Raw genomic sequence first — 12,342 nt, forward strand, 5'->3', positions numbered from 1 at the left:
GCCTCCTGTTCCGGACGATGAAACGGGCGGCAGTGTTGCAGAGAAAGCGTTAATGGCCCGTGCTGTCGGCCGCCGCCTGTGCCGCCGGCAGTTCCTCGACCATTTGCGCCGCCAGCGGCTGGTAGCCGCCCTCGAAATGGTGGTCGCCGTTCTTGGCGTGCACCGTCACCCAAGCGGGCAAGCCGGAGTCAGTGCACAGGGCGTCGTCGGCCTCGTCCTTGCCGTAGTAGCAGACTACCGGGAACTGGTTCTTCAGCGCGACCAGCGGCGGCATCGCATCGTAGTGATCCACCTTGTTGAATTTCTCCAGCACGGTCTTCACGAAGGCCTTGAAGCGCCCTTGCGTGATCATGTAGCCCTCGAACTGGATCTCGAAGCTGGTGTCGCGGCTGGGCGAGAGCAGCACCAGTTGGGCGATGCGCGCGCGATTGGCCGGGCTGAGTTTGTTGATGATGGTGGGCAGCACGTCGGCGCCGAAGGAGAAGCCGACCAGCCACACGCGCGGCTTGTGCCACTGGTCGACGTACTTGTTCATCAGCGCATCGAGCTGCGCCGCGGACTCGTCGGGCGTGCGGTTGCGCCAGAAATACTTGAAGCCGTTGATGCCCAGCACCGGAATGCCGTCCGCGACGAAGGCGTTGCCGAGCTGCTTGTCCAGATCGGCCCAGCCGCCGTCGCCCGAATACAGGATGGTGAGCACGTCGCCTTTGCCCGCCGGCGCCTGCACGCCAGCCGCCGGCGTGAGCACGATGGTGGAATCCTCGAGGCTGGGCTTGGAGAACGGTGTCCAGACCAGCAGGGCCAGGCCCAGTACGCATGCACCCACACCCGACCACATGATCCACTTGCCTCTCTTCGACTTGCTCATCGACGCACAACCCCGGTGATGCCGCCGGAAATGAGGCTGGCCACGTTGGTAAGGATCAGCGGCAGCGCGATGCCGCCGGGCACGGCCATGTAGCGCGGCTCCCACTCGGGGTCGAACTTGTCCTTGTAGCGCTGCAGGCCCTGGAAATTGTAGAAGCGTTCGCCGCGGCCGAACACCAGCGCGCCGAAACGGTTCCACAACGGAGCCTGCCGCCGGCTGGTGAGGCCGGCCAGCGGCGCCATGCCGAGGTTGAACCAGCGGTAGCCGTGCAGCCTGGCCCACTGCATCAGCTCGATGAACAGGAAGTCCATGATCCCGGACGGGCCTTCGGGCGCGAAGCGCATCAGGTCCAGCGACGCCTCTTCGCGCGTGTCGGTGAGGAACAGGTTGGCGAAGGCCAGCAGTTTCTCGCCCTGCCACACCAGCGCCATCGGCGTGCGCACCAGGTAGCGCGGGTCGAACGAACCCAGCGAGAAGCGCTTTTCGCGCGCGTTCTTGTCGGCCAGCCATGCATCGGAAATCTGCTTCAGCCGCGGCAGCAGCGGCGCCACCGCGTCCGCCGGCACGATCTCCAGCCGCAGGCCGTCGCGAACCAGCCTGTTGACGGTGCCGCGCAGGGTCTTCTTCGATTTGCCGTCGAGGTTGAAATCCTCCAGGCGCACGCGCGCTTCCTCGCCGATCTTCAGCAGGTTCATGCCCACTTCGAGGTACATGTCCAGGTCCGCCGGGCTCACCTGGTAGAACACCGGCCAGCCACCCGCGCGTTCGCATTGCTCCATGAAGCTCCACACCAGCTCGCGCCGCGCGTCTTCCTCCTCGCCCACCGGGTCGCCCATGGTCACCCAGCTGCGGCCCTCGGTGTCGTACATCAGGAAGGCTTTGCCGTCGGCGTCGAACAGCAGGTGCTTGTCGCCCATCAGCGCCAGGTGCGCCTGCGCAGAATGAAAGTTGCGGATCAGCGGCAGCGCGCGCTCCAGCTCCGTCTCGCTGGGCGGATCGCGGCGCAGGCGCTGCGGCTTGATCAGCGTCGCCAGCGCGAACAGCAGGCCCGCCGCCGCCGCACCCACCAGCGCGCGTAGCGCGCGCGAGGCGCCCTGGTGGAAGCTGAATTCCCACCACAGGCTGCTGCTGTACTCCACGTGTTTGTAGCTGAACATCACCAGCCAGGTGGCGCAGCCGAACACCGCGAGGATCGCCAGGATCCAGCCTACCGAGAAGTTGGTGTTGAACAGCGAGGCGCGCCGGTAGAACAGCCGGTGCGCTGGTGCCAGCGCCATCGCCAGCAGGGCCAGCAGCGAGGCCTCCTCGTAGTCGATGCCCTTGAGCAGCGAGAACACCGCACCCACCACCAGCAGCACCAGGGTCGCCCAGTACGCCACGTCCAACCGCCGCTGCAGGCCGCGCGCGAGGATCAGCAGCAGCATGCCGATCACGCTGGCCATGAAGTGCGACACCTCCAGCACCGACAGCGGCAGCACGTCGCGCAGGATCTCCATGCGGCTCGGCAACGCGCGCGTGGCGCCGGAGAACAGCAGCACTGCGCCGGACACCAGGGTCAGTCCCGCGAAGAACGACGGCAGCAGGCCGCTGAACCACGGCGACCACAGCGATTGCTTGCGGAAACCGCGCGCCTCGCGCTGCAGCACCAGCATGGTCGCCGCGCACAGCGGCATCAGGTAGTAGACGACGCGGAACATCGCCAGCGCGCCGATGATAGGCGCCGTTAGGTGCTTGTCGTTGGTGGCGTGGAAGCAGGCCAGCAGCATCGTCTCGAACACGCCGAGGCCGCCCGGCACGTGGCTGATCAGGCCCGCGATCTGCGCGATCACGAAGATCGCCAGGAAGTGCCCGAAGCTGGCGTGCAGGCTGTCCGGCATCAGCACGTACATCGCCGCCGCCGCCAGCCACCAGTCCAGGGCGCCCACCAGCACCTGGCGCAACGCCATCAGCGGCCGCGGCAGCAGCACACGCCAGCGCCACAGCTTGATCGGCTTGCGGATGAAACCGCCGAGTATCCACGCCAGCGGTATCGCCGCGAGCGCGATGGCCAGCGGAATCCGCCAGTAGCTCATGTGGATCTGCCACTCGCCGATCTGCACCAGCGCGGGCAACGGCTCCACCAGCAGGGTCACCCCGGTCAGCGCCAGCAGGCCCAGCCAGAAGCTCAGCGTGCAATACAGCACCAGCTTGGCGATCTCGGCCGTGGAGAGGCCGTTCTGCACGTAGAAGCGGTAGCGGATCGAACCCGACACCAGGAACGACATGCCCACCGCATTGCTGAAGGCATAGCTGATGAAGGAGATCAGGGTAACCCGCCGCCAGGGCAGCGACTTGTGGATGGACTCGAGGCCGAAACGGTCGTAGAGCGACATCACGCCGAAGCCCAGCGTGGTCAGCACGATCGCCAGCAGCAGCCGCATGCGCGACACACTGGCCACGTACTCGCGGATCTCCTGGTAGGTGACGTGGCGCGCGAACTGGCGCAGGCCCCACAGCGCGAGCACCAACAGGGCCACCGACAGCAACGGCCCGGCGACACGGCGCAGCACCGCCACCCGCGGGCTGGTCGGGCTCAGGACATCATCCGTGCGTGGTATCTGCTCGACTTTTTCCTGCTGCTCCACGCGACGCTCGTTTTCCCTTGGGACAACCGATTTTAAGGCACGCCGTGTTGCAGGCGGTGAACAACGTTGCCGCAGTCAGCGCGCGGACGTGCCCTGCCCCATGCGCGCGATCCAGCGGTACATCACCACCACCAGGGCCACGAACACGATGCCACCGATCCACTGCGCCGCCCCGCCGAAGCTCTCGCCCACCAGCGCCAGCGGCGCCGCCTTGCCGGAGAAGCCGACGATGAACGCGATGACCACACCCATCACGCTCTCGCCCACGATGAGGCCCGAAGCGAGCAGGACGCCTAGCTGCTTGGTGGCCTCCGGCTTCTTCGAACGACGATCCGCGCGGCGATCGAAGAGCCAGCCCACCACCGAGCCCACCACCACCATCAAGGTGCTGACGGTCGGCAGGTAGATGCCTAACCCTACCGCCAACGGCGGCACGCGCATGTGTTTGGTCGTGCGCGCGAGGATTTCGTCGATCACGATGATGCCGACGCCGATCCAGATGCCCGTGATGATCAGGCTCCAGTCGATGTTGTTGGTGATCACGCCCTGCGCCAGCGCGGAAATCAGGCCCGCCTGCGGTGCCGGCAGCGCATGCGCACCGACGCCGGCCACACCCACGAAGCCATAGGCCTTGTTGAGCAGGTTCAGCACCGGCGGAATCACCGCGGCGCCGGCGATCACGCCAATGACCAGCGCCACCTGCTGGCGCCACGGCGTGGCATCGACCAGCTGGCCGGTCTTGAGATCCTGCAGGTTGTTGTTGGCGATGGCCGCCACCGTGAACACCACCGAGGTGATGAACAGCGCGAACGCCACCAGCGCCTTACCTTCTTCCGGACTGACATGCGGTTTCACGAACGCTACCAGCAGCAGCGCGGCGGCGATCACCACGAGAATGCCCACGCCCGACAGCGGGCTGTTGGACGAACCGATCATGCCAGCCATGTAGCCGCACACGGTGGACACGAAGAAGCCCATCAGCACCACGAAGGCCACGCCGCCGATGGCGAGCACGGCGACCTGGTCGCCCAGACCGCTGATCGAGCCGAAGTAGCCGAGCAGCCAGGCGATCGGCACGAAACACGCCAGCGTGATCAGGCCCACGATGCCGATCGGGATGTCGCGCTCGGTGCGCGGCAGCGAATCGGCCTTGCCGGACTTGCGCACGCGCGAAGCCGCCATCGCCGACGTCAGGCCGCTGATCACCGGCTTCACCAGCTTGGCCAGCGTCCAGATGGCCGACACGCCGATGGCGCCGGCACCGACGAAACGCACCTTGTGGCTCCAGGTGCCGTTGGCGAGATCCGCCACGGACTGGCCCATGTCGCCCAGCACCGAGTAATGCGGCACGCCCCAGCCCCAGCCGATGACGGCGCCGATGAGCATCGCGATACCCACCGACAGGCCCACCAGATGGCCAATGGCGAACAGCGCGAAGGAAAGATTGAAATCGAAGCCGCTGACCGCACCCTTGTCGTTCACGCGGAAATTGCGCACGAAATCCGACGCGAACACCTGCGTGGCGACCACCACGGCGAACACCGCCGAGACGATGGAGCCCCACAGCACGGCGAGCAGGCCGGCGCGGCTCTCTTCCTCGCTGCCGGCATCCGCATCGTCGCCGGTACCCACCTTGAGCACTTCGGCGCAGGCGAGGCCTTCCGGATACGGCAGATCGGTATCGGTCACCAGCGCGCGACGCAGCGGGATGGAATACATCACGCCCAGGATGCCGCCCAGCGCGCAGATGGCGAACGAAGTCCAGAACGGGAAGTTGGCCCACCAGCCGATCATGATCATGCCCGGCAGCACGAAGATGATCGAGGACAGCGTGCCGGCGGCCGATGCCACCGTCTGCACGATGTTGTTCTCCTGGATCGTGGAGTTCTTCATCGCCCGCAGGATCGCCATCGAGATCACCGCCGCCGGGATCGAGGTGGCGAAGGTCAGGCCGGCCTTGAGCCCGAAGAACACGTTGGCCGCGGTGAACACCACCGTGATGACGATGCCGATGACCAAGCCACGCAGGGTCAGCTCGGAGCGCGGCGACGCGCTGGATGCGGATGGGTTCACGCTGGTACTCCCCGGATGGACGCTGGCGCGCAAGATAGCGTGGATTGGCCCTCCCTGCCCATCTTGGAAGCCTGTTTGCGACCCCTGCGGGCCGGTCGCGACGGCGCCGGCACGGCCCGACTGCTGACAACAGGCTGTCAGCAGCCCCCCGCCAGACTGCGCTCCATCCACACGAGGAGCCCTGCGATGACCACGCCCCAGATCACCCTGTACGGTTGCGCCCCCGCCTTCGGCCTGCCCGACCCCAGCCCCTTCGTCACCAAGACCGAGGTGCAGCTGCAGATGGCCGGCCTGCCCTACCGCAAGGTGTTCGCTATTCCGCCCGAAGCGCCCAAGGGCAAGCTGCCCTATATCGACGACGCGGGCGACGCCGTGTGCGACTCCAGCTTCATCCGCGCCCACCTGGAGCACAAATACGCCCTGGACCTGGATGCCGGCCTCGATGCGCGCCAGCGCGCCGAGGCGTGGGCCGTCGAGCGCCTGCTGGAAGACCACCTGTACTGGGCGATGGTGTGGTTCCGCTGGATCGACGCGGACAATTTCGCCAAGGGCCCGGCGCATTTCGTCGACCGCGCGCCGGAGGCGATGCGCCAGCGGCTGCGCGAGGACATGCAGGCGGCCAAGCAGAACGAACTGCACGCGCACGGGCTGGGCCGGCACTCGCGCGAACAGATCGCCGAACTGGGCACGCGCTCCATCGACGCCCTGGCCGCACTGCTGGGCGAGCAGGATTACCTGTTCGGCGACCGGCCGCATGGCGTGGACGCCATCGGCTTCAGCGTGCTCGCCGCCATCCTCACGCCGTTCTTCGACACGCCGCTGCGCGCGGCCGCCGAACGCCATCCGAACCTGGTCGCCTACGTAGCGCGCATGATGCGCTTCTACTATCCGGCGCACGCATGGCAGCAGCCGCTGGCGGCCTGAAGCACGGGCGATCTGCGATGATGGGTCTTCATCATCGCGGACACCCACCCATGCGCCATCGCTTCGCCCTGCTTGCCACCGCCGTTCTGGTCCTCGCCGCCTGCAACCGCATTCCGCCGCCGCCTGCGCCGGCCGGCCATGGCCAGGTGGACAAGCTCGCCACGATCGATACCAAGGTAGGCACCGGTCCCGAGGCAAAGGCGGGCATGACGGTGCAGGTGCTCTACACCGGCTGGCTGTACGACGACCGCGCCAAGGACAAGCACGGCACCAAGTTCGACAGCACCGACGACCACGGCGGCCAGTCGTTCTCCTTCCCGCTGGGGCAGGGGCAGGTCATCAAGGGATGGGATCAGGGTGTGGCCGGCATGCATGTGGGGGGCGAGCGCACTCTGCTGATTCCTGCGGAGCTTGGCTATGGTGCTCGCGGTGCCGGTGATGTGATTCCGCCTAATGCTTCGCTGGTGTTTGATGTGAAGCTGGTGGGCGTGGGGCAGTGACACGAGGCGCGCCCATGGCGCGCCTTCGCTTTAGTGAAAGCCTCTTTGTTCCATCTGCGAAGAGTGGTCGGAGAGCGGAAGTTTTGCTTTCGGTCTTTCGCAAGCGACAGAGCGGTTTCGGTCGCCTGCCGGCGCCCGAGTTACTTCTCTTTGCTGGCCCAAAGAGAAGTAACCCAGAGAAATGGCCTTATGTAATCCGCCGGAACTACAAGCGGGTGGTGTCGAGGAGATTGGAACTACGCTCGGCGACACGTCCTGCACAGCGGCCACACCGCGCCGTATCTGGGAACTGAGGGCGGGATCCTGGGGCACTTTAGCTGTGCCTTATTTTTTGCTCGTCATTCCGGCGCAGGCCGGAATCCAGTGGCCGTGATGCTCGAACAGGCCTGGTTGCTACTGGATCCCGGCCTGCGCCGGGATGACGAGCAGAGACGTTGGTACCCTGCCCCGCTTTAGCTTGTCTCTGCTTTAGCTTGACTCAGCTTTGGTTTGATTCTGCTCTGGCCGTGGCTTCTGCGCGCTGGGAGCGCGCTGCTCTTCCGGGGCCCCTATGCGGCGGTGAGGCGGGGACGATCAGGCCGCGCAGCGGGCATCGCCATGGAGGGCGATGCCTTTTCGACCGGACAGGAGTCCGGCCGAAAAGCCCGGCCCCGCCTCACGCACTCGCAGGGCAGGATGCCCGGAGAGCGCCGCATCGGGGTGCTCTTTCTCTTTGGCTACTTTCTCTTTGAGCACGCAAAGAGAAAGTAGCTCGGCCGCCGGCAGGCGGACGAAACCGCCCTGTCCCTTGCGAAAAAACTCAACCCAAGGCCTTCAGAGCCGCGTCGTAGTTCGGCTCATGGGTGATCTCATCCACGAGTTCGGCATGGATCACCTTGTCGTGCTCATCCAATACCACCACCGCGCGTGCAGCCACGCCGGCCAGCGGGCCCTCGGCGATCGCCACGCCGTAGTCGGCCAGGAATTCGCGGCCGCGCATCAGCGACAGCATCTGCACGTTCTTGATGCCCTCGGCACCGCAGAAGCGGCCCTGCGCGAACGGCAGATCGGCCGAGATGCACAGCACCACCGCATTGTTCAGCCCCGCAGCCAGCTCGTTGAAGCGGCGCACCGAAGTGGCACACACGCCGGTGTCCACGCTGGGGAAGATGTTCAGCACCTTGCGCTTGCCGGCATGATTGGCCAGCGTGACGTCGGACAGGTCGCCGCCGACCAGGCGGAACGCCGACGCCTGATGGCCGGGTGCGGGAAAGCCGCCGTCGACACGCACCGGCTGACCCTTGAAATTCACTGTGGACATGACACACCTCGCGCTGTGGGAAAGTGGGCCTGCAAGTAGAACACGGCCGCCCGCTATTTCTCCACGAAAGCCCGTTCGATCACGTAGTCGCCCGGCTCGCGGGTGCGCGGCGAAGCATGGAAGCCGCGGCCGTCGAGCAAGGCGCAGAGATCGTCCAGCATCGCCGGGCTGCCGCACAGCATCACGCGGTCCGTCTCCGGATTGAGCGGCGGCAGGCCGGTGACCTCGCTCATCGCGCCGTCGGCAATGGCGTCGGTGATGCGGCCGCGGTTGCGGAACGGTTCGCGCGTCACCGTGGGGTAGTAGATCAGCTTCTCGCGCACCAGCTCGCCCAGGTATTCGTGCTGCGGCAGCTCGTGTTCGAGGTACTGCGCGTAGGCGAGGTCGTTGATGTGGCGCACGCCATGGGCCAGCACGATCCTGTCGTAGCGCTCGTAGGTGTCCGGGTCGCGGATGATGCTCATGAACGGCGCCAGCCCCGTGCCGGTGCCGAGCAGATAGAGGTGCCTGCCGGGCTTGAGGTCGGTGAGCACCAGGGTGCCGGTGGGCTTGCGCGTGACGATGAGCGGATCGCCCGGCTTGAGGTGCTGCAGCCGCGAGGTGAGCGGGCCGTTGGGCACCTTGATCGAGAAGAACTCCAGGTGTTCCTCCCAGCTCGCGCTGGCGATGGAATAGGCGCGCATCAGCGGGCGCCCCTCGGTTTCCAGCCCGATCATCACGAACTGCCCGCTATCGAAGCGGAAGGCCGGGTCGCGTGTGGTGCGGAAGGAAAACAGCGTGTCGTTCCAGTGCTGCACGTCGATCACGTGCTCGGTCGCGAAAGCCACCATGGGTATCGTCGTCTCGGGTTTGCGTGTCGGGGAAAGCGCGCCGCATCATCGCGGCAGCGGGACTCGCGTGGGACGGCGGGGGCCGGTGGACCTGGCGAGTGGCCACGCGCAGGGGCGAGGCCGTGCTGCCATTTTACGCGATCCGTGCCATCGCTGCCCGAAAGTTTCTGCGGCAGAATGCATGCAGTCCAACCGGGGAAACGACCATGGAGCAGAACTACGCGCACCCCGTGCGCGAACACCACGTCCACCAGCGCCATTTCGACCGGCTGGTGATGCTGTCCGACGGCGTGTTCGCCATCGCGATGACCCTGTCGGCGGTGGAACTGCGCCCGGAGGCGAAGCCGGGCCAGACCCTGGTGCAGATCTGGGGCCTGCCGCTGCTGGCCTATTTCCTCACCTTCTTCATCATCGGCATCGCGTGGCTGCAACACCGCCGCGCGCTGGCGCAACTGCGCCGCACCGACAACACCCTGACCCTGATCACCCTGGTGCTGCTGAGCATGATCGCGCTGATGCCGGTGGTGATCCGCACCATGATCACCAACGACGGCGGCGTGGACTCGACCAGCGGCTTCGTGATCTATGCGTTCTCGCTGCTGCTGATCAACCTCTGCCTAACGGTGGGCTGGGGCTATGCGGCCTTCATCGGCCAGTTGGTGCCGGACATGCCGAGGTCGAAAGCCTGGAGCTGGCTGATGCACGACCTGTTCCCTGCCCTGGTATGGGCGGCCATCGCCTGCTGGTTCCTGCATCTGGTGTGGATGGTGGCGTTGATGGTGGCGCTGGCACTGGCCGCCCGCATCGCCTCGGCGCGCCTGGAACGCAAGGACGAGACGCCTGCATCGGATTGATCTCCAAGGCACCGCTCCGACCGGTACACGATCCCAGGGCGACATCCACGGTTCGAGCCCAATGCCCACCCCATTGAAGGAAATCGACGAATGATCCGTGGCTTTGTCGTTGCAGCCCTGTTGGCCTTGTCCTGCTGCGTTCCGGGCATCCATGCGGAAGAGGCGCTTGCCCCGGTGGAGGCGCGGGTGCCGTTCGCCCCCGGCGCGTTCACCGGCACGGATGGTCTGGTCCATCTGGCTTACGAGTTGCACATCACCAACTTCTACGGCGACACCGGTCCGTTGAAACCCGAGGGCTTGCAGGTCTTTGGCGACGATTCGAAAACACCGCTGCTGGTCCTGGACAAGGACGCGCTGTCCCGGATGGTTCGGCCCATCCCTTCGGACCATGCGCCGGTATCGATTCCGCCGGGGAAACGCGCGGTCATCTTCGTGTGGATCACGCTGCCTTCGGTAGCCGCCGTACCGCATACCCTTCGCCATCGCATCGAATTCGAAACCGACAAGCAGACCGTGGTAACGCTCGACGGGGCAAGGACGCGGATCGACGGCCAGACACCGGTCAAACTGGGACCGCCATTGCGCGGGGGACGCTGGCTTGCGCACGAAGGTCCCGGCGCCGCCCAATCGCATCACTGGGGTAGCCTGGTGGCCGTCAACGGCGACCTCACGATTCCCCAGCGCTACGCTCTCGATCTCGTGGGTATCGATGCATCGGGGCATGCGATGCGCCCAGGCGTGAAGGACATCCAGAAATCGGTCCATCCGGACTGGGTCGGTTACGGCGCGGAGGTGCTCGCCGTCGCCGATGGCATCGTGCGCGATGCCCGCGATGGCGAGGAAGAGCACCCGCCGCTCAGCCCTCAGCCCGAGCCCGCATCCCTCACGGCACATGGTTTGTTCGGCAACTACGTCGTGCTGGAAATCGCGCCGGGGGTCTTCGCCAGCTACGCTCACCTGCAGAAGGGCAGCGTCAAGGTGAAACCGGGCGAATCCGTGCATCGCGGCCAGGTGCTGGCGCAGCTTGGCCAGTCCGGAAACTCGGCGGCGCCGCACCTGCACTTCCAGGTATCCGACAAGGCGACCTTCGAAGGTTCGGAAGGCATGCCCTACGTATTCGAACGCTTCGATTATCTCGGGCCCGAGTCCGAAGCCCAGTTGTTCGGACAGGGGACGCCATGGAAAGCGGTAACGGTTGCGCAACGCCGCCTGCAGATGCCGCTGAACGACGTGGTGATCCAATTTCCGGACCGATAATCCAGACTAAACCGCGGCGGCGACCGCCAGGGCGGATGATTCATCGAGCCGGCCTGCATGGCTTCGCCGCCCCAGGCATGCAGGTAAAATATCCGGCATGCGTGTGATCAATCGAAACGACTTCCAGCTATCCGTGGCGCCGATGATGGACTGGACGGATAGGCACTGCCGCTTCTTCCACCGCCTACTCTCCCCCCACGCGCGGCTGTACACCGAAATGGTCACCAGCGCGGCATTGGTGCGCGGCAAACAGCTGCGCCTGCTCGAACACAGCCATGAGGAGCACCCGGTGGCGCTGCAGTTGGGTGGCAGCGAACCGGCCGAGCTGGCCGAGGCGGCGCGGCTGGGCGCCGCCGCCGGCTACGACGAGATCAATCTCAACGTGGGCTGCCCGTCCGACCGCGTGCAGTCCGGCCGCTTCGGCGCCTGCCTGATGTACGAGCCCGCGCTGGTGGCCGATTGCGTGAAGGCGATGCGCGACGCAGTGAGCGTGCCGGTGACGGTGAAATGCCGTATCGGGGTGGACGACCAAGACGACTACGCCGACCTGCAGCATTTCACCGAGACCATGCTGGAAGCCGGCGTCGAAGTGCTGGTGGTGCATGCCCGCAAGGCCTGGCTCAAGGGCCTGTCGCCCAAGGAGAACCGCGAGATCCCGCCGCTGGACTACCCTCGCGTGCACCGGCTCAAGCGCGAGTTCCCCCAACTGGTGATCGCCATCAACGGCGGCATCACCACGGTGGAGCAGGTGCAGGCCCAACTCGCCGAACTGGACGGCGTGATGCTGGGCCGCGCCGCCTACCACGACCCGTACATCCTGGCCCGGCTCGAACACGCCCTCTACGGCACACCCCTGCCCGACCGCGAGGACGTGCTGCTGCGCCTGCGCCCCTACATCGAGGCCGAGCTGAAACGCGGCACCGCGCTCAAGCACATCACCCGCCATCTGCTGGGGTTGTACCAGGGCGAGCCGGGCGCGCGCGGCTTCCGCCGCGTGCTCAGCGAGGGTGCGCACCTGCCAGGCGCAGGCTGGGGATTGATCGCACAGGCCATCGAGCCCCTGCGGCGGGCCGCGTGACAGTGATCGCCCGTCCGGTCAGTATTCAGGCCAG

The 12,342-nt window shown here is 66.1% G+C and carries 10 protein-coding genes; 5 read left to right on the forward strand and 5 right to left on the reverse strand.

Features of this window, described 5'->3' with window-relative positions:
- Positions 1-49: 49 nt before the first annotated feature.
- From IHE46_RS08030 to IHE46_RS08040, 3 genes are all read right to left on the reverse strand, one after another.
- Complete coding sequence (locus IHE46_RS08030) at positions 50-868, reverse strand: AcvB/VirJ family lysyl-phosphatidylglycerol hydrolase (protein WP_192164125.1); 819 nt, start codon at positions 866-868, stop codon at positions 50-52.
- Positions 865-3,492, reverse strand: a complete 2,628-nt coding sequence (mprF, locus tag IHE46_RS08035; protein WP_343230005.1) for a bifunctional lysylphosphatidylglycerol flippase/synthetase MprF — start codon at positions 3,490-3,492, stop codon at positions 865-867. The genes IHE46_RS08030 and mprF overlap by 4 nt, the downstream gene beginning before the upstream one ends.
- A 75-nt stretch (positions 3,493-3,567) precedes the next feature.
- The gene (locus tag IHE46_RS08040) at positions 3,568-5,565 is read right to left on the reverse strand and encodes an oligopeptide transporter, OPT family (RefSeq protein WP_192164126.1); all 1,998 of its coding nucleotides are present in this window, start codon (positions 5,563-5,565) and stop codon (positions 3,568-3,570) included.
- A 186-nt stretch (positions 5,566-5,751) separates the two neighbouring features.
- Between IHE46_RS08040 and IHE46_RS08045 the strand changes: the two genes are divergently transcribed.
- Both IHE46_RS08045 and IHE46_RS08050 read left to right on the forward strand, forming a co-directional pair.
- Positions 5,752-6,489 (forward strand): glutathione S-transferase family protein, encoded by a 738-nt coding sequence (locus tag IHE46_RS08045; protein WP_192164127.1) that lies wholly within the window; start codon positions 5,752-5,754, stop codon positions 6,487-6,489.
- Between the two features lie 50 nt (positions 6,490-6,539).
- Positions 6,540-6,989, forward strand: coding sequence for an FKBP-type peptidyl-prolyl cis-trans isomerase (locus IHE46_RS08050; RefSeq protein ID WP_192164128.1), 450 nt, complete (start codon positions 6,540-6,542; stop codon positions 6,987-6,989).
- 799 nt (positions 6,990-7,788) lie between these two features.
- Here the strand turns inward: IHE46_RS08050 and tpx are convergent.
- Positions 7,789-8,289, reverse strand: a complete 501-nt coding sequence (tpx, locus tag IHE46_RS08055) for a thiol peroxidase (protein ID WP_192164129.1) — start codon at positions 8,287-8,289, stop codon at positions 7,789-7,791.
- A 53-nt stretch (positions 8,290-8,342) separates the two neighbouring features.
- The gene (locus IHE46_RS08060) at positions 8,343-9,119 is read right to left on the reverse strand and encodes a ferredoxin--NADP reductase (RefSeq protein ID WP_192164130.1); all 777 of its coding nucleotides are present in this window, start codon (positions 9,117-9,119) and stop codon (positions 8,343-8,345) included.
- Between the two features lie 206 nt (positions 9,120-9,325).
- Here IHE46_RS08060 and IHE46_RS08065 point away from each other — a divergent pair, with 206 nt between their 5' ends.
- The 3 genes from IHE46_RS08065 (at position 9,326) to dusA (ending at position 12,308) form a co-directional block, all read left to right on the forward strand.
- Positions 9,326-9,973: a TMEM175 family protein gene (locus IHE46_RS08065; RefSeq protein ID WP_192164131.1), complete on the forward strand. Its 648-nt coding sequence runs from the start codon at positions 9,326-9,328 to the stop codon at positions 9,971-9,973.
- Positions 9,974-10,063: 90 nt separating this feature from the next.
- On the forward strand, positions 10,064-11,230 hold the full coding sequence (locus IHE46_RS08070) for a M23 family metallopeptidase (protein WP_192164132.1): 1,167 nt from the start codon (positions 10,064-10,066) through the stop codon (positions 11,228-11,230).
- 97 nt (positions 11,231-11,327) lie between these two features.
- Positions 11,328-12,308 carry a tRNA dihydrouridine(20/20a) synthase DusA gene (gene dusA, locus IHE46_RS08075; protein WP_192164133.1) on the forward strand — a complete coding sequence of 327 codons (981 nt, stop codon included), beginning with the start codon at positions 11,328-11,330 and terminating at the stop codon, positions 12,306-12,308.
- The last annotated feature ends 34 nt before the right edge of the window (positions 12,309-12,342 follow it).

It is taken from the genome of Rhodanobacter sp. DHG33 (assembly GCF_014843005.1).
Taxonomy (GTDB): Bacteria; Pseudomonadota; Gammaproteobacteria; order Xanthomonadales; family Rhodanobacteraceae; genus Rhodanobacter_A.